17 protein-coding genes, 1 tRNA gene and 3 pseudogenes are annotated in these 15,953 nt (G+C 68.5%); 15 read left to right on the top strand and 6 right to left on the bottom strand.

The window, feature by feature from the left end:
* Nucleotides 1-26: 26 nt before the first annotated feature.
* Nucleotides 27-97: transfer RNA gene (locus tag LJ657_RS45540), tRNA-Gly, on the bottom strand.
* Nucleotides 98-360: 263 nt separating this feature from the next.
* Between LJ657_RS45540 and LJ657_RS45535 the strand changes: the two genes are divergently transcribed.
* The 5 genes from LJ657_RS45535 (at nucleotide 361) to LJ657_RS45515 (ending at nucleotide 3,105) form a co-directional block, all read left to right on the top strand.
* Nucleotides 361-546 (top strand): hypothetical protein, encoded by a 186-nt coding sequence (locus LJ657_RS45535; protein ID WP_232655608.1) that lies wholly within the window; start codon nucleotides 361-363, stop codon nucleotides 544-546.
* A gap of 83 nt (nucleotides 547-629) precedes the next feature.
* A complete protein-coding gene (gene dcd, locus LJ657_RS45530) occupies nucleotides 630-1,205 on the top strand; it encodes a dCTP deaminase (protein ID WP_232655607.1) in 576 nt (191 codons plus the stop codon).
* 5 nt (nucleotides 1,206-1,210) lie between these two features.
* Nucleotides 1,211-1,720: a phosphoribosyltransferase gene (locus LJ657_RS45525; RefSeq protein ID WP_232655623.1), complete on the top strand. Its 510-nt coding sequence runs from the start codon at nucleotides 1,211-1,213 to the stop codon at nucleotides 1,718-1,720.
* 93 nt (nucleotides 1,721-1,813) lie between these two features.
* Nucleotides 1,814-2,224 carry a VOC family protein gene (locus tag LJ657_RS45520; RefSeq protein WP_232655606.1) on the top strand — a complete coding sequence of 137 codons (411 nt, stop codon included), beginning with the start codon at nucleotides 1,814-1,816 and terminating at the stop codon, nucleotides 2,222-2,224.
* A 95-nt stretch (nucleotides 2,225-2,319) separates the two neighbouring features.
* The gene (locus LJ657_RS45515) at nucleotides 2,320-3,105 is read left to right on the top strand and encodes a calcium-binding protein (RefSeq protein ID WP_232655605.1); all 786 of its coding nucleotides are present in this window, start codon (nucleotides 2,320-2,322) and stop codon (nucleotides 3,103-3,105) included.
* 83 nt (nucleotides 3,106-3,188) lie between these two features.
* Here LJ657_RS45515 and LJ657_RS45510 read toward each other — a convergent pair whose 3' ends face one another.
* The 3 genes from LJ657_RS45510 to LJ657_RS45500 all read right to left on the bottom strand — a co-directional run bounded on the left by LJ657_RS45510 (nucleotide 3,189) and on the right by LJ657_RS45500 (nucleotide 6,119).
* On the bottom strand, nucleotides 3,189-4,175 hold the full coding sequence (locus LJ657_RS45510; RefSeq protein ID WP_232655604.1) for a YIP1 family protein: 987 nt from the start codon (nucleotides 4,173-4,175) through the stop codon (nucleotides 3,189-3,191).
* Nucleotides 4,176-4,293: 118 nt separating this feature from the next.
* Nucleotides 4,294-5,769, bottom strand: a complete 1,476-nt coding sequence (locus LJ657_RS45505) for an FG-GAP and VCBS repeat-containing protein (protein WP_232655603.1) — start codon at nucleotides 5,767-5,769, stop codon at nucleotides 4,294-4,296.
* Between the two features lie 182 nt (nucleotides 5,770-5,951).
* Nucleotides 5,952-6,119 carry an FG-GAP repeat protein gene (locus LJ657_RS45500; RefSeq protein ID WP_232655602.1) on the bottom strand — a complete coding sequence of 56 codons (168 nt, stop codon included), beginning with the start codon at nucleotides 6,117-6,119 and terminating at the stop codon, nucleotides 5,952-5,954.
* 281 nt (nucleotides 6,120-6,400) lie between these two features.
* On the opposite strand from LJ657_RS45500, the gene LJ657_RS45495 reads away from it, so the two are divergent.
* The 9 genes and pseudogenes from LJ657_RS45495 to LJ657_RS45455 all read left to right on the top strand — a co-directional run.
* Nucleotides 6,401-6,703: a hypothetical protein gene (locus LJ657_RS45495; RefSeq protein WP_232655601.1), complete on the top strand. Its 303-nt coding sequence runs from the start codon at nucleotides 6,401-6,403 to the stop codon at nucleotides 6,701-6,703.
* Between the two features lie 379 nt (nucleotides 6,704-7,082).
* The gene (locus LJ657_RS45490; protein ID WP_232655600.1) at nucleotides 7,083-8,381 is read left to right on the top strand and encodes a hypothetical protein; all 1,299 of its coding nucleotides are present in this window, start codon (nucleotides 7,083-7,085) and stop codon (nucleotides 8,379-8,381) included.
* Nucleotides 8,382-8,618: 237 nt separating this feature from the next.
* Nucleotides 8,619-8,750: pseudogene (locus LJ657_RS45485) on the top strand (antibiotic biosynthesis monooxygenase family protein); the annotation flags it as partial.
* 294 nt (nucleotides 8,751-9,044) lie between these two features.
* Nucleotides 9,045-9,575: a hypothetical protein gene (locus tag LJ657_RS45480; RefSeq protein WP_232655599.1), complete on the top strand. Its 531-nt coding sequence runs from the start codon at nucleotides 9,045-9,047 to the stop codon at nucleotides 9,573-9,575.
* Between the two features lie 7 nt (nucleotides 9,576-9,582).
* Nucleotides 9,583-10,527: a YhjD/YihY/BrkB family envelope integrity protein gene (locus tag LJ657_RS45475; RefSeq protein WP_232655598.1), complete on the top strand. Its 945-nt coding sequence runs from the start codon at nucleotides 9,583-9,585 to the stop codon at nucleotides 10,525-10,527.
* Nucleotides 10,528-10,608: 81 nt separating this feature from the next.
* A complete protein-coding gene (locus LJ657_RS45470; RefSeq protein ID WP_372488069.1) occupies nucleotides 10,609-10,755 on the top strand; it encodes an antibiotic biosynthesis monooxygenase family protein in 147 nt (48 codons plus the stop codon).
* 54 nt (nucleotides 10,756-10,809) lie between these two features.
* Nucleotides 10,810-11,139, top strand: coding sequence for an antibiotic biosynthesis monooxygenase family protein (locus LJ657_RS45465; protein WP_232655597.1), 330 nt, complete (start codon nucleotides 10,810-10,812; stop codon nucleotides 11,137-11,139).
* A gap of 218 nt (nucleotides 11,140-11,357) precedes the next feature.
* Nucleotides 11,358-11,670 (top strand): annotated as a pseudogene (locus LJ657_RS45460) (transposase family protein); the annotation flags it as partial.
* A 93-nt stretch (nucleotides 11,671-11,763) separates the two neighbouring features.
* Nucleotides 11,764-11,856 (top strand): annotated as a pseudogene (locus LJ657_RS45455) (IS5/IS1182 family transposase); the annotation flags it as partial.
* On the opposite strand, the gene LJ657_RS45450 reads toward LJ657_RS45455, so the two are convergent.
* Nucleotides 11,828-12,163 (bottom strand): ankyrin repeat domain-containing protein, encoded by a 336-nt coding sequence (locus LJ657_RS45450; RefSeq protein ID WP_232655596.1) that lies wholly within the window; start codon nucleotides 12,161-12,163, stop codon nucleotides 11,828-11,830. The pseudogene LJ657_RS45455 and the gene LJ657_RS45450 sit on opposite strands and share 29 nt — an antisense overlap.
* Before the next feature lie 231 nt (nucleotides 12,164-12,394).
* The gene (locus LJ657_RS45445; RefSeq protein WP_232655595.1) at nucleotides 12,395-14,677 is read right to left on the bottom strand and encodes a (Fe-S)-binding protein; all 2,283 of its coding nucleotides are present in this window, start codon (nucleotides 14,675-14,677) and stop codon (nucleotides 12,395-12,397) included.
* Nucleotides 14,678-14,872: 195 nt separating this feature from the next.
* Here LJ657_RS45445 and LJ657_RS45440 point away from each other — a divergent pair, with 195 nt between their 5' ends.
* Complete coding sequence (locus tag LJ657_RS45440) at nucleotides 14,873-15,907, top strand: MraY family glycosyltransferase (protein WP_232655594.1); 1,035 nt, start codon at nucleotides 14,873-14,875, stop codon at nucleotides 15,905-15,907.
* The last annotated feature ends 46 nt before the right edge of the window (nucleotides 15,908-15,953 follow it).

Raw genomic sequence — 15,953 nt, 5'->3', positions numbered from 1 at the left:
GTCTCTGACCTGGGCCTTAATCATAGAGCGGGTGACGAGAATCGAACTCGCGCTCTCAGCTTGGGAAGCTGATGTTCTACCATTAAACTACACCCGCGTAAGACGCCGGTTGGAGCCGGTGTCCGAACGCATCGTCACCTTACCTCATCCCCGGCCCCCGGCGCTGAAGCCGTGGGGCCTGCCTGCGTTGCGGCGGGCGATGAGGCTGCGGGGGGCCGGAGTTGGGGCGTACGGTGGAGGAGTGGGTGAGGGTCCGGGGGAGGTCGGAGAGCCCCCTGGAGAGGCGTTCCTTTGATCCCGTAATGTGGCATTTGTCGTCAGGCGAGCAGTAGCCGGACGCGGCTCTTGGGGAAGGGACTCTTGGACTTGATCGAGCGCACCGTCGTCCGTTGTGCCGATGGGCACGTGTTCAGCACCGCTTCGTTCCCGATGCAGCAGGCCGAGCGGCTCGGCCCCGGTCGGCTCGTCCGGTGTCCGCGGTGTACCCGGCTCCGCAGTGTGGTGCCGGTCGGCCTTGAGAGGCAGAAGCAGGAGCAGAGGCATTAGGGACAGGGCGAGGGCCGAGCAGTAGCGGGCGCGTGGGGCGGCGCGATTGTGGCCGGTCCGCGCGCCTTGCGTATCCTCAGGGCGTGCTTCTCTCAGACAAGGACATCCGGGCCGAGATCGACGCCGGGCGGGTGGTGATCGACCCCTACGACAAATCCATGGTGCAGCCTTCGAGTGTCGACGTGAGGCTGGACCGGTTCTTCCGGGTGTTCGAGAATCACCGGTACCCGCACATCGATCCCGCCGTCGAGCAGGTGGATCTGACGAGGCTCGTGGAGCCCGAGGGTGACGAGCCGTTCATCCTGCATCCCGGGGAGTTCGTCCTCGCCAGTACGTACGAGGTCATCACGCTTCCCGACGATCTTGCCTCGCGGCTCGAGGGGAAGAGCTCGCTCGGGCGGCTCGGGCTGGTCACCCACTCCACCGCCGGGTTCATCGACCCCGGCTTCTCCGGGCATGTGACGCTCGAACTCTCCAACCTCGCCACCCTGCCCATCAAGCTGTGGCCCGGGATGAAGATCGGCCAGCTGTGCCTGTTCCGGCTGAGCTCGCCGGCCGAGTTCCCGTACGGGAGCGAGCGGTACGGCTCCCGCTACCAGGGGCAGCGCGGTCCCACCGCCTCGCGGTCCTACCTCAACTTCCACCGGACCCAGGTGTGAGTGAAGTGGAAGGTGCGCGGGAGAACCTGACCTACGAGGCGTTCGGGCACGCCGTGCGCGAGCTCGCGCAGACCATCGCCGACGACGGGTTCGAGCCGGACGTCGTGCTCAGCATCGCGCGCGGGGGTGTGTTCGTCGCGGGCGGGCTCGCCTACGCCCTCGACTGCAAGAACATCCACCTGGTGAACGTCGAGTTCTATACCGGGGTGGGGACCACCCTCGAGATGCCCGTCATGCTCGCTCCCGTTCCCAACGTCATCGACTTCTCCGACAAGAAGGTGCTCATCACCGATGACGTCGCCGACACGGGGAAGACGCTCAAGCTCGTACGCGACTTCTGTCTCGACACCGTCGCCGAGGTCCGGTCCGCCGTCGTCTACGAGAAGTCGCAGTCGCTGGTGAAGTGCGAGTACGTGTGGAAGCGGACCGATGACTGGATCAACTTCCCGTGGAGCGTTTTGCCCGTAGTACGCAAGTCGGGGGAGCCGGTCACGCCGTCGAAGGAAGCGCTCTGACCTGCTGCTCAGCGAAGGCCTCAGCAAAGGCCTCAGCGGAGCTGCTCCGGGCCTTTCTCGAAGTCGGGTGCGAGCTTGTGCCAAGATCTCGGGATGCTGCGACTCACCGATTTCATCATCGACTGCCCGGACACGATGAAGCTGGCGGCTTTCTACTCCGAGGTGACGGGCCGTCCGATCAAGGAAGGCAGCTCCGAGCACTGGGCCGGCATCCGGTTCGGCGAGATCGAGCTGGCATTCATCCGGGTGGACGACTACCGCGCTCCGCAGTGGCCCGACAGCGAGCACCCCAAGCAGTTCCACCTCGACTTCGAAGTGGACGAGATCGAGTCCGAGCAGCGCCGCGTCCTCGGCCTCGGCGCGACGCTGAGGCAGGACTTCATCGGCCCCAACGGCTACGGCTGGCAGGTCTACACCGACCCGTTCGGCCACCCCTTCTGCCTGTGCCGCAACAAGGGCGTCATCTGGACCGACCAGGGCCCGACCTGGCCCGAGCGCGACTGATCGGCCCCCGCTCGTTGAAACAACTTCGTGGTGAACCCTTGGCCAACGCATTACGATCCCTCTGACCAATCAAGGATTCAGTGGGGGAACACTTCATGCGCACAACAGCGCGCCTTGCCCTGCTCGGCACCAGCCTCGCGCTGGTGACCGGCGTCGTCGGTGCCACCGCCGCCCAGGCGGAGGACGGCGGCTCGGGCAACATCACGATCGACAAGGTCGTCGTAAACGGCGGCAGACCGGTCGTGGTCGGTACGACCAAGGCGGTGTCCGCCAAGGTCTCCGTGACCGCGTCGGACGATTCGGGCATCAAGGAGACCACGTACATCAGCGCCTTCGGTCCCAACCCGAACTTCGCGCAGATCTGGTACGACGACGGCGACATCACCTGCGTCAAGGTGAGCGACACCACGTCGACCTGCTCGGGCACGCTGACCTTCGACCCACAGGCGGCGACCGGTTTCGTCGACAACAACGCGGCGGCCACCTGGAATCTCCGCACGCTGGTCTCCGCCAACGACTTCGACTACATCCACCGGGACGCCGCCACCACGTTCAAGGTGCAGCGCGCCTCGAAGCTGACGGTCAACGCGTCGCCGGAGCCGGTGAAGAAGGGCAAGACCATCACGGTCACCGGCAAGCTCTCCCGGGCCAACTGGGAGGACAACCTCTACCACGGCTACGCGAACCAGCCGGTGAAGCTGCAGTTCCGCAAGAAGGGCAGCACCACCTACACCACGGTGAAGACGATCAAGTCCAACTCGACGGGCGACCTCAGGACGACCGTCACCGCCTCCACCGACGGCTACTTCCGCTACAGCTTCGCGGGCACGGCGACGACCCCGGCGGTCAACGCGGCCGGCGACTTCGTGGACGTCCGGTAGCCACCTGACAGCCACGTACCGAAAGGGCTCCCGGCAGTGCGCCGGGAGCCCTTTGTGTCGTACCAGGGGGAGTGCGGGTCCCGTCAGAACGTGCCCAGCTTCACGATCGACAGCAGGGCGATCAGCTGGATCGCCGAGGCGCCCAGGGCCTTCGGCCAGGGCAGGTCGTGGGAGCGGCCGACCATCATCGTCAGCAGCGCGCCCGCCGCGACCCAGGTCGCCCAGCCCAGGGCCTGGACGAAGGTCGCGTTGCCGCCGAAGAACATCGCGAAGACCAGGCGGGGCGCGTCCGTCAGGGACATGATCAGCATGGAGAGGCCGACCGTGGGCTGCCAGGCGCCGTCGCCGCCGAGCTGGCGGGCCAGGGTGTGGGTGACCACGCCCAGGATGAACGACGACAGGACCAGCGCGACGGCCGTCGTCAGGACGATGGGCACCGCGTTCGCCAGGGTGGCGTTGATCGCGTCCGAGCGTGCGCCGTCGAAGCCGAAGACCGCGAGGAGGCCGTAGAGGAACGTCACGATGAGGGCCGGGCCCCACATCGTGTAGTCGCGCATCCGGAGGAAGGTCTGGGTGGGGGAGAGGACGATGCCCCTCAGGAGGTCCTTCCAGTGCAGGCGGGGGCCCGCGGGGGCCGCCGGGGCCGAGCCCGCGCGGTAGGTGCCCCCCTGGTTGTAAGGGTCCTCGCCGACCGTGAACGCCTGGGTGTGGCCGGGGGTGTTGGCCGCGTACGGGTCCGGGTCGCCCTGCGGCGCGTAGCCGCCGCCGTCGCCGAAGTACTCCGGCTCGCCGTACCCGCCGCCGTTGCCCTGCGGCCACTGGCCGCCGCCGTTCCCGTACTGCTGCTGCCCGGGGTGGGGCTGCGGCGCCGGGGGATGGCCGTACGACGGGCGGCCCTGCGGCGCCTGCTGTCCGTACGGGGGTTGTTGCGGTCGCGTTTGCGGAGCGCCGTTGTTCCGGGCGCCGCGTCCGATCCTGAATCCAGCCACGTCTTCGAACGTACCTGGTCCCGGAGAGTGACGTGTCCGGCCCGGCGGTTCGGGCCCGGCTTTGCTGCCGAGCTGTGACATCCCTTAAGGGGACGGTAAGGGGACCCCTAGGGCCCTGGGGAAGCGCTCCGGGACCGGGCCTCGCCGGGTGGGAGGAGCCGGGCCCGAGGGTGAGGGCCCGGCTCCGGTACCGGGTGGGTCAGTCGGCGAAGTTGGCGCCGAAGGACGGCGTTCCCGTCGTCGAGACGCCCGAGGTGCTCGGCGAGATGGTGCGGGAGCCGGTCGCGGTGATCACGGTGCCGTTGGAGGGCAGGTAGGTGACCGCGCCGTTGCCGTCGTTCTCGTACGAGCCCACGACCAGGTCGGCCTTGCCGTCGCCGGTGACGTCGTCGAGCTTGACGTCGAGGCCGAACTCGTCGTCGGCCTCGTCGCTGCCGGGCACTCCCGGGGTGCTCTGGGCGAAGCCCTGGGCGCCGGAAGTGGTGTTCAGGCCGGTCGAGGTGCCGTAGAGGACGGTGACGGCGCCGGTGTTGGCGGCGCTGCCGAGATCCTCGCCGGGCACGCCGATCGCGAGGTCGAGGAAGCCGTCGCCGTTGATGTCGCCGAGGTCGAGCTCGGAGCCGAACCAGTCCTTGTTCTCGGCGCCTCCCGGGACGTTGCCCGTGTCCTGGGTGATGCCGGTGGAGTTGCCGGGGCCGCCGCCGGAGCCGTAGGTGACCCAGACCTTGCCGCCCTTGCCGGAGTCCGGGATCGTCGTGCCGTCGCCGGTGGTGGTGTCCCAGTAGGCGCCGCTGACGATGTCGCCGTAGCCGTCGGCGTTGATGTCACCGATCGCGGTGATCACGCCGGGCTTGAGGGCCTTGGCGGAGGCGACGCTCAGGCCGCTCGCGGTGCCGGGGATGTAGTAGTTGCGGTTCCAGCCGTAGTCGGTCTGGGTCTCGTAGCCGTCGACGACCAGGTCGGTGCGCTTGTCGCCGTTGATGTCGCCGGCGGTCAGGTTGAGCGGGCCGTTCGCGCTGCCGCCCGACTGGATGGGGGGCTTGATGGTGTAGCGGCCGCCCGCGGTGCCGGCGGAGTTGAAGCCGCCCTTGAAGACGTGGATGGTGGAGGCGGAGCTGCCGACGGCCAGATCGGCCTTGCCGTCGCCGTCGAAGTCGCCGGCGGCGAGGTTCTTGCCCCAGTAGTCGTGGCTGGAGGGGGCCGGGTCGGCGATGCCGGTGCCCTTGCCGGTGAGGCCCGAGGCCGAGCCCCACAGGATCACGAGGCCGCCGCCGTCGACGTCGCTGCCGATGTCCTCGCCGGGCGAGCCGACCGCGAGGTCGTCGTAGCCGTCGCCGTTGAAGTCGGCGTACGCGGTCTCCGAGCCGAAGGCGTCACCGGTCTCGGCGGTGCCGGGGTTGCCGGTGGTGTTCTGGCTGATCGTGGAGCGCTTGGCGGAGGAGACGCCGGTGGCGGTGCCGTAGAGGACGACCACCTGGCCGGCGTCCTTGTGACCGCTGACGTAGGCGCCGGCGGCCGAGAAGGCCACGTCGCCGATCCCGTCGCCGTTGAAGTCGGCCTGCGGGACATGGGTGGAGTCCGCGGCCGTGGCGTTCACGGCCGAGAACGTGAGCAGACCGCCCGTCAGAGCGACGGCGGTGGCCGACGCGAGGGCGATTCGCAGAGGCTTGTGCATGCGGGTTTTCTCCTGCGGCATGCGGGGATGCCTGGCGGGCATCCACAGTCAGATGGGGTGCGCGCCGAACCGTTTTCGCCGGGAGCTGTCCTCGCGTTCACGGTCGGGCGGCGATCAGGAGACCCGCGATGGGGCGTAAGGGTTGTACGTGATTTCAGTAAACTCCTGAGGTTGTTTTCGCGTCAGTCGGCCAGGAAAACCGATCTGGAGAAGGTGACCGTCGGCTCCGCGCCCACCAGCCCCTCCCGCACGCCGGGACGGACGGCGGCGCTGTCCCTCGTCTCGCCCCGGTACGAGGGCAGGGCGAGGTCCGCCCGTCCGTCCCCGTCGAAGTCGCCTACGGCCGGCACCCGGGTGGTGCCCGGGGCATGCGGCCTCGGGACGGCTCCATGAGTGCTCGTGGGGGAGCCCGTCCGCGGGCCGGCCGAGAAGGCCGGAGAGTGCTCATGGCCTGCAGCGGCAGGACTGAAGTGGGCTTATTTCATTGGCCTCACGACATCACCGCTGCGTAGGGTCACCGCGTCCCAGGAGGTGAGGCCGCGAGCACGTACGGCACGATATTGACGGAGTTCGCGCCCACCGCTACGACTCCTGGCCGGACCGGGACGATGAACTCGCCGACGACGCCCCCGTGGGCGCGGACCCCGCTGCGTTTCTGGACTTCGCTGCGGGGCCCGTGGACAGCCACCGCCTGACCTCCGCGCTCGCGGACACCCCGATCGACGAGGAGGACAAGGACGTCGACGGCGACCCGGGGTACGTCTGGGCCCAGGCCCTGCACTGGGACGTGCTGCGCGGGCTCGGCCACCCGGATCAGGCAATCCGCCGCGCGCAGTGGGACTACCACCACATGCGCGGCGCGCCGCAGGCGTTCTCGGAGGTGCTGGACGGTACCGAACTCGTCGTCCTGGGCACGGCCGAGCGCCTGTTGTGACGAACCGCCCTCGCGCCGCGACGGGTGCCCCGAAGTACCACCAAGGCCCACGCAGGGGGACAGCCACGCGGTCACGATGCTCCTGAGCGATGCTGCCTTCCTCCGCTGCACGGACCGCAGCGCCGATGCCCCGAAAGGACGGGCGGTTGTCATACCGGCGATCTAAGGTCGTGCCGTTCGTCACCGCCGGGGACATGACTGGCTTGTCTCACCGGGTCCGTTCAGTGAATCCACGCAAACCTCTTCAAACATAAGGACGTTGATGAGACGTAACTCCCTCACCGGTTTAACCGCCGTGTTTGCTTCGGCTGCGGGTCTGGCCGCATCGTTGCTTGTCGCGGGCCCGGCCGCTGCTGTTTCCAGCCAGCCGGTGATCACTATGGACGCGCCGACTCCGGCTGCCCTGCCGGCCGCTCCCGCCACGGCAGGCGTGTACTTCGACTTCCACACCAAGACCAAGAACCTCATGGCCGACGATGCCACGCTGACCGTGGATGCCCGAGGTCTGTCGAAGATCGCCAAGGTGGCGTTCTCGAGCAACTGCACCGCCCACGGCCTGGTCGCCACGTGCTCGGAGATGTTCGAGTCCGGCTCCGATCCGAAGACCGGACTCGGGTCCATGACCCAGCTGACCCTCACCGCACTCAGAGGCAGCCGGCTGGGCGCCACGGGAACGTACAAGATCACCGGCCGGTCCGCGCACGCGCAGATCGTGGGTGGCACGGGATCGGTCACCGTGGGAGGGCCGTCCTTCGGCCTGAACCGCCTCGCCGATCACACCGGTCTGAAGGTCGGCAGCACCCTCACGGAACCGGTCCAGTTCACCAACGTCGGCGACCGTCCCGCCCGCGGCGTGCAGACCGTCCTGGCAGCCTCACCGGGCCTGGACTTCGCCGACCACTACTCCAACTGCCAGTACGGGTCCAACGGCGCCGTCCACTTCGCCAAGTGCTACCCCAAGGGCGCCATCAACATCGCAGAGACCGCCGCCCTGTCCGCCCCGGTGCGTCTGCGGGTGAACTCCACCGCCCTGTTCACCTACCTCGACGTCCTCACCGCGCCGCTCGGCCAGCCCGGCTGGCCGGACGGCCAGGGCATCAGGTGGACGTGGGGCAAAAAGTCCGCGCCCGCGCTCAAACTGAGGGTGATCAAGGCAGGCCGGCACTCGTCGGCCCCGGCGGGATCCGTCTCGCTGCCGCAGACCGGCAACGCCACCGACTACGGGATCGCTTCCCTCAAGGCCCGCAACACGGCCGACTTCGCAGTCTCCGGCGCGAGTGCTCAAGCGGGTGCCGGCACGAGCGCGACCCTCGGCTTCCACCTGGCCGCCAACGGTCCGGCGACCCTGTACGACCGCAGCGGCGGTGAGGGAGTACCCACCGCCTGGGTGACGCTCCCGCCCGGCACCACCGCGGTCGGCCATTCGGCCAACTGCGCTCCGTGGCAGGAAAACAATCCGACCGCCGAGGCCAAGGGGCCCTACGTCTGCACACTGCCGGGCTTCATCGTGCCCAAGGGACAGGTCACCGACTTCGCCCTGACCCTGCGGGTCGACGACGCGGTCACCCATGCCGCGGGCAGCGTCCAGCTGGTCTGGGGCCCGGATCCGGCCGACTCCCACCGGCCCGACTTCGATCCGGACGGCCGCAACGACTCCGCCGCCCTCACCATGAACTGAGCCACAGCCCACGGGAAGCCACCGGACCCTTCTCCCCCTGGTCACAGCCCAGCGACCACTTTGCCGCTGTCCGCGGCGGGCACGCCGGTGCCGGGCAAACCTGCTCGGCACCGGCGTGCGAGGCGGCACGGAACCGGCGGCACACCGATGGCCAACGCGACGGCGTGGGCGACCGGCCGGATGCCGCGTCCGGCGAGAGGGCGACCGCCGCAGACCTCGCCACGCACGGCTGGACCCATGAGCGTAGTCAAGATCAATGTACTGGCCGCTCCTGCTGAGCAGCGCGAGGTGCTGGAGAAGTGGTTCGCCTCGCGGGGCCACGCCGTGGACAACTCGGACGGCTTCGAGTGGTTCGAGCTGCTGCGGCCGCAACAGGTGCGCTGATGTACGACTGGGTGTGCTCGTCGGCGCGAGCTGCGGCAGACCGGAGGTGCTCACCCGGGGTGATACGTGCCGCCCTTGGGGGGCGACGGACGGGCGACGGACTTGGGCTGCTGTGACCTGACCTGACCTGACCTGACCTGGCCCGACCCGACCCGACCTGGCGGGCGGTGTCGCGCCATACGGGTGAAGTGTGCTGGCGCACCCCTGTGCGGCGTGCGGTCACCGGCCGGGCGTCCTTGACTGGGAGTCGGTAACCGTCGGTCCGACTGGGGAGAAGACATGGCAGCACGTCTGACGAAGGGGGCCACCCGGTGCTGTGCGGTCGTGCTGCTGATGGCCTGCGCCGGGGCCGGAATGACCGGTTGTTCCGACAATTCGGGGACGCCGTCGACCAGCCGCAGCAAGGCGGCCTCAGTCGCCTCCTCGGCGGCCTCAGCGGTCTCCTCTGCCCTGCCGTCCCTGGCCTCGCAGGGTGCTTCCGCGCTGGCTTCGGCCTCGGCTGAGGTCAAACGGCGCCTGGACGAGGTGAAGAACGCGATCGACGCCAAGGGCGACGTCCGCCTGGGCGCCCCGGTCGCGGATGCCGACGGACGAAGCACCGTAGCCGTGAGTGTGCACAACAGCGCGGGCTCCGCGAAGTCGTTCTTGGTCCAGGTCGACTACCGTGACCAGGCAGGGAACCTCCTGGACACCACCGTGGTGACGCTCAACGAGGTCGCGGCGGGGAAGGACGGCAAGGCCACCGCTCGCAGCAACCGCAAGCTGTCCGGCCCCGTCCGCGCCGAAGTCGCCAGGGCTCTGCGTTACTAGGCACGGCATGCCGTGTGTCGCCGGACGCGCCATCACGCGCGAGCGCCTTGTCAGAACGCTGACGTTCTGGCTGCGTCCGGCTTTCGCCCTGCGGGTCATCAACCGCTTCCAGAAGATCGTGGGCTTCGACCGCTCGATCGCGCTCGCCTCCAGCGCCCTGACCGCGCTCGTTCCCCTCGCGATCCTCACCGGCGCCGTCCTGAGCGGCTTCGTGCACTACGACGCGGCAGAGCGCATCATCGACCGCTACCACCTCACCGGCACCGGCGCCGAAGCCGTGCAGGTGCTCCTCGATCCGCCGGAGGGCGCAAGCGCGAGCGTGGGCCTGCTCGGCATCGTCTTCCTGACGATCTCGGCGCTGAGCTTCGCCCGAGCAGTTCAGCGCCTGTTCGAACAAACCTGGGAACTCAAACCCCTCAGCGTGCGCAACACCCGCAACGACCTGCTGTGGATCGTGAGCCTCGGCGCCTATGCCGCGGTCGTGGGCTGGATCCAGGCGGTGCTGGGCGAGGGCCGGCTCGGCCTGGCGGCGGCGTTGTCCGAGGCGCCGGTGACGGCGGTCTTCCTCACCTGTAGTGGCCGCATCCTGTCCGCCAAACGGATCGGCCCGTCGAGGCTGCTCCCCTTCGGGATCATCGCGGCGGTACTGACGGCTGCCTACACGGTGGGCGCGAACGTATACCTGCCGAGACTGTTCAACTCCTACTCCGCCCGGTACGGAGCAGTCGGCGCCGTCTTCGCGATGATCTCAGCACTGTTCGCGGCCATGCTGGTGATCGTGGCCTCCGCAGCGCTGGGACGGGAGGTGCACGACGAGCTCACCCGGATCCGCGCGGGGAGCCGACCGTCGGATCACGAGATCCGCCGCCAGTGGGACAGCATTCTTGAGCAAGCGCGTCTGCGCTGGCGCACCGCGCGAGAACAGGTCACACATCACCGGCCCAGGGACTGAGCCACGACAGGAACCTGCGTGTGATGCCAGGTACCGACCCGGGTCGTCGCCGTGGTGGGCGAGATCGGCCGGGATGGGGCCATGAGCGTAGTCAAGATCAATGCACTGACCGCGCCGGCCGAGCAGCGTGAGGTCCTGGAGAAGCGGTTCGCCTCGCGGGGCCACGCCGTGGAGAACTCGGACGGCTTCGAGTGGTTCGAGCTGCTGCGGCCGCAACAGGTGCGCTGATGTACCCCTGAGCCGCTCACGTGCTCCTGATCACCTCTGCGGCAGGATGGGGGCATGAGCGTAGTGAAGATCAACGTACTGACTGTCCCCGCCGAGCAGCGGGAGACGCTTGAGAAGCGGTTCGCCTCCCGAGCTCACGCCGTGGAGAGTTCCGACGGGTTCGAGTGGTTCGAACTTCTCCGCCCGGTCGAAGGCACCGACAACTACCTCGTGTACACGCGGTGGCGTGACGAGGCGTCTTTTCAGGCTTGGCTCGAGGGCCCCATGAAAGCAGCGCATCAGGGCGGTGGTGAGGAGAGCGGCGAGAAGCGGAAGCCCGCTGCGTCGGGTTCGACCTTGTGGTCGTTCGAGGTCGTGCAGCAGGCTGAACCCAAGGGCGCCTAGTCCAGGAGATGGACGCGGCCTGCCACATCGGTCCGGCCATCGAAAAATCGCACGCCGCGTATGTGGCCAAATACGTCACCAAGGGAGCGAGCGAGACAGGCGCCGGCCTCGACCACCCGCTCACCACCTGGGATGACATCGAGTCAGCACCCGTCAGCGAACGCGCCCGCACCCTCATGCGCCGCTCACGTCGCCCTCAGGCGCGCGCTGCCGGAGGAGGCCGAGCTCACGACCTGACCCTGCCCGCACCCACCGGATCATCCGCATCTGCGAGCGCCAGGGCGTCCCCATCCTGGCCGATCTCGCCTACCAGGGCGGGCGACCCCTGGGTGAGTACTGGCATCGAACGCAGACCCCTGCATGAACTCAGCCCTCACCGAGAAGACCGTCAACCGGGCTCTGTCCGCGGCAGGGGCGCCGGTCGAGCGCGGTGTCGCGCGCCTGAAGTCCTGGCGGATCTTTCGCAGGTCCCGACGCCGTCCAAACCGCATGACCTCAATCGCCAGAGCCGTACTCACCCTGGAGCGGCAACTCCGAAGAAGCTCAGTCTTTGTCAGAGGTGCAGATGTCGTCCTCCGTCCGGAAGAGCGGTGTCACCGGAGTGATCCTCTCCCAGTGCCCGGCCTCCATCGCCGCTATGAGCGCAAGGCCGATCACTTCCTCGCCTTCACCGGCATCGCCTGCACCCTCAGCTGTTTTCGGCGGCTCGTCTGCTGATGTGAGCGTGCAGCAGTTTCACCGCCAGGTCGTGGCCGTAGCGACTGGCCATGTCCATGGGGGTGCGGCCGTCCGGGTCTGCGAGCTCAGGATCAGCCCCGAAGGCCAGCAGCACGGCCGTGGTGTGCACAGTCAACGGCTGCCCGCTCTGCAGGGAGCCATCACCCTCGATGTCGATTGCGTGCGTCAGCAGCGTCATGTTGCCGAAGACCTCGTCGGGATCGGAGCCGGCGGCCAGCAACCGGGCCAGGGCCTCAGCATCCTCCTGCTCGACCGCTTGATGCGCGGGTGTCCAGTAGTGGCTCACCACGACATTCAACCGCCCCCCAGTGCCCGCCCCCTGTGGTCCTTCGACGTGGTGCAGTCGGCGGGGCCCAAGGGCGCGTAACGCTCCGCTGAAAGGGCCGTGACAGGCCGTCGATCGTCTGCGGCGCCGTCGTGGCTGGTCGCGCGGTTCCCCGCGCCCCTTTGGAGCGCGGCAGATACCACGGCGCCCCCTGTCCTTCTCCGGACAGGGGGCCCGCGCTGCGCGTACGGGCTACTTCACGGGCTCCGGCTCAGGCGCCGTCTCCGTCTCCTCCTCGCCGGCCGGGTCGACCGGAGTCCTGACGGATTCGAGGAGCAGCTGGGCCACGTCCACCACCTGGATGGACTCCTTGGCCTTGCCGTCGTTCTTCTTGCCGTTCACGGAGTCCGTGAGCATGACGAGGCAGAACGGGCAGGCCGTCGACACGATGTCGGGGTTGAGGGAGAGGGCTTCGTCGACGCGCTCGTTGTTGATGCGCTTGCCGATCCGCTCCTCCATCCACATCCGCGCACCACCGGCGCCGCAGCAGAAGCCGCGCTCCTTGTGGCGGTGCATCTCCTCGTTCCGCAGGCCCGGGACGTTGGCGATGATCTCGCGTGGGGGCGTGTAGATCTTGTTGTGGCGGCCCAGGTAGCAGGGGTCGTGGTACGTGATGATGCCCTCGACCGGGGTGACCGGGACCAGCTTGCCCTCGTCGACGAGGTGCTGGAGCAGCTGGGTGTGGTGGATGACCTCGTAGTCGCCGCCGAGCTGCGGGTACTCGTTGCCGATGGTGTTCAGGCAGTGCGGGCAGGTGGCGACGATCTTCTTCGCGGACTTCGGCTTGGCGGACTCCGGGACCACCTTGCCGTCGTCGTCGAGCTCCTCGCCGAACGCCATGTTCAGCGCCATGACGTTCTCCATGCCGAGCTCCTGGAACAGGGGCTCGTTGCCGAGACGGCGGGCGGAGTCACCGGTGCACTTCTCGTCGCCGCCCATGATCGCGAACTTGACGCCCGCGATGTGGAGGAGTTCGGCGAAGGCCTTCGTGGTCTTCTTGGCGCGGTCCTCCAGGGAGCCCGCGCAGCCGACCCAGTAGAGGTATTCCACCTCGGTGAGGTCCTCGATGTCCTGGCCGACGACCGGGACCTCGAACTCGACCTCCTTGAGCCACTCCAGGCGCTGCTTCTTCGCCAGGCCCCAGGGGTTGCCCTTCTTCTCCAGGTTCTTGAGCATCGTGCCCGCCTCGGACGGGAACGCGGACTCGATCATCACCTGGTAGCGGCGCATGTCGACGATGTGGTCGATGTGCTCGATGTCGACCGGGCACTGCTCGACGCAGGCGCCGCAGGTGGTGCAGGACCACAGGACGTCCGGGTCGATGACGCCGTTCTCCTCGGCGGTGCCGATCAGCGGACGCTCGGCCTCCGCCAACGCTGCCGCGGGCACCTCGGCGAGCTGCTCCTCGGAGGCCTTCTCCTCGCCCTCCATGCTCTTGCCGCCACCCGCGAGCAGGTACGGGGCCTTCGCGTGGGCGTGGTCCCGCAGGGACATGATCAGGAGCTTGGGGGACAGGGGCTTGCCCGTGTTCCAGGCCGGGCACTGCGACTGGCAGCGGCCGCACTCGGTGCAGGTGGAGAAGTCGAGCAGGCCCTTCCAGGAGAACTGCTCGACCTGGGAGACGCCGAAGACGTCGTCGTCACCGGGGTCGGTGAAGTCGATGGGCTTTCCGCCCGACGTCATCGGCTGCAGGGCGCCGAGCGCGGTCTCACCGGTCGCGTTGCGCTTGAACCAGATGTTCGGGAAGGCCAGGAAGCGGTGCCAGGCCACACCCATGTTGGTGTTCAGCGAGACCACGATCATCCAGATGAACGAGGTGCTGATCTTGATCATCGCGACCAGGTACACCAGGTTCTGCAGCGTGCTGACGCCGAGCCCCTTGAAGGCCAGGACCAGCGGGTACGACGCGAAGTACGACGCCTCGTAGCCCTCGACGTGGTGGATCGCACCCTCCAGGCCGCGCAGCACGTAGATCGCGAGGCCGATGGTGAGGATGACGTACTCGACGAAGTACGCCTGACCCGACTTGGAGCCCGCGAAGCGGGACTTGCGGCCGGGGCGGGAGGGCAGGTTCGACAGCCGGATCGCGATGAGTACGACGATGCCGAGCACCGTCATCACACCGATGAACTCGGTGTACATCTCCAGGGGCAGCCAGTTGCCGACGACCGGCAGTGTCCAGTCGGCCTGGAAGAGCTGGCCGAAGGCCTGCGCCAGGGTCGGCGGCAGCGTCAGGAAGCCGACGGCCACGAACCAGTGGGCGAAGCCCACGACGCCCCAGCGGTTCATCCGCGTGTGGCCCAGGAACTCCCTGACAAGGGTCACGCTGCGCGCGTACGGGTTGTCGGTCCGGCTGCCGGCGGGCAACGGCTGGCCCAGTTTGAAGTACCGGACGAACTGACCGATGGCGCGTGCGAGCAGAGCGACGCCGACCACGGTCAGGACCAGCGACACGATGATCGCGGCGAGTTGCATTTGGGGGCTCCTCGGGCCTGCGAGGGTCATTACTAAGCGGTAACTTATGTGGTCCGACTGAGACTACCCCCATCATCCGTCGCACTGTAGCCGGGCGTGCGGTGATCTGCGTCGCTGAGGGTTGCCTCAAGGGTCTGTGACGATGCGATCGTGTTATTCATGCCAAATTGGTACATTTGCGCCTAACTTAGACCCGTGCTATACGGGATCGCCGCCGCCACCACCGCCCTGCTGCTCGCCGCCGTGCTCACGGCGCTGCTCCGGGTGCCCGCGCTGCGCCTCGGGATCGTCGAGCGGAGACGGCAGCGGCAGCGGCCCGTGCCGCTGCTCGGCGGTACGGCCGTGGTGCTCGCCACCTGCGCGGTGGCGGTGGCCATGGACCGGACCGGCGTCGCGCCCCTCGGCGCCGGGGTGGGGAGGCTGCTCGTCGCGGGCGGTGCCGTCGCGGCGCTCGGGCTCGTCGCGGACGTGGGGCGGGTCAAGGCGCGGGTCCTCGTCGCCGGTACGGCCGTCGCGGCGGCCAGCGTCGTGCCGTACCAGGAGACCGGGGTGCCGGCCGGGCTGCTCGCCGTCGGGTGGATCGTCTTCGTCGCCATCGGGTTCAAGGCGCTCGACCACGCGGACGCGCTCGCGGGGACCGTGGGCGTCCTCACCGCCTTCGGGGTGGGCGCCTGCGCGGCGGCCGAGCTGATGGACGGGCTGGCGGTGCTGCTGAGCGTGCTGGCCGCCGCGCTGACCGGGTTCCTCATGCACAACTGGCCTCCCGCGCGCGTGGGGCTCGGCGCGTGCGGGTCGCTGTTCTCGGGGTTCCTGCTCGCGGCTTCGGCCGTGTTCACCCGGGCCGGGTACGGGCTCGCCCCCAGTGCCGGAGTGCTGTTCTCGCTCACCGCCCTGGCGAGTGCCGACGTACTCCTGGTGGTCCTGTCGCGGCGGCTGGCCGGGCGGCCGTTGCTGCGCGGCGGGCCCGACCATGTCGCCCACCGGCTGCGGCGGTTGGGGCTCACGCCGCAGGGCGCGACCGTGCTGCCCGGTATCGGGGCCTTCGCCGGGGTGCTCGTCGGGGTGCTCATGCACATCGGTTGGACCGCCCACTCCGGGGTGTACTGGGTGGGGGCGGTGGCGCTGGTCGTCGTACTCCTACTCCTTCGGGTGCCTGTGTACGGTCTCCGGCGGGCCGTGCCCACGCAGTCGACGCAGGTCAGCGGCCAGTTGCGTGTAAGGAACGGATAAGAGTTGAGTCGGTCCGACTCAGGTCTGTTGACCCATCGGCGGGCGT

Source organism: Streptomyces guryensis (assembly GCF_021261325.1).
Taxonomy (GTDB): Bacteria; Actinomycetota; Actinomycetes; order Streptomycetales; family Streptomycetaceae; genus Streptomyces; species Streptomyces guryensis.
This window is presented reverse-complemented; position numbering and strand designations above follow the sequence as displayed.

Excerpts from the sequence above, each read along its gene's own strand:
- LJ657_RS45470 (WP_372488069.1), top strand. The coding sequence starts at position 10,609 with ATGAGCGTAGTCAAGATCAATGCACTGACCGCGCCGGCCGAGCAGCGT.
- LJ657_RS45520 (WP_232655606.1), top strand. The coding sequence starts at position 1,814 with ATGCTGCGACTCACCGATTTCATCATCGACTGCCCGGACACGATGAAG.
- LJ657_RS45445 (WP_232655595.1), bottom strand. The coding sequence starts at position 14,677 with ATGCAACTCGCCGCGATCATCGTGTCGCTGGTCCTGACCGTGGTCGGC.
- LJ657_RS45465 (WP_232655597.1), top strand. The coding sequence starts at position 10,810 with ATGAGCGTAGTGAAGATCAACGTACTGACTGTCCCCGCCGAGCAGCGG.
- LJ657_RS45475 (WP_232655598.1), top strand. The coding sequence starts at position 9,583 with ATGCCGTGTGTCGCCGGACGCGCCATCACGCGCGAGCGCCTTGTCAGA.
- LJ657_RS45505 (WP_232655603.1), bottom strand. The coding sequence starts at position 5,769 with ATGCACAAGCCTCTGCGAATCGCCCTCGCGTCGGCCACCGCCGTCGCT.
- LJ657_RS45515 (WP_232655605.1), top strand. The coding sequence starts at position 2,320 with ATGCGCACAACAGCGCGCCTTGCCCTGCTCGGCACCAGCCTCGCGCTG.
- LJ657_RS45490 (WP_232655600.1), top strand. The coding sequence starts at position 7,083 with ATGGACGCGCCGACTCCGGCTGCCCTGCCGGCCGCTCCCGCCACGGCA.
- LJ657_RS45480 (WP_232655599.1), top strand. The coding sequence starts at position 9,045 with ATGGCAGCACGTCTGACGAAGGGGGCCACCCGGTGCTGTGCGGTCGTG.
- LJ657_RS45510 (WP_232655604.1), bottom strand. The coding sequence starts at position 4,175 with ATGTCACAGCTCGGCAGCAAAGCCGGGCCCGAACCGCCGGGCCGGACA.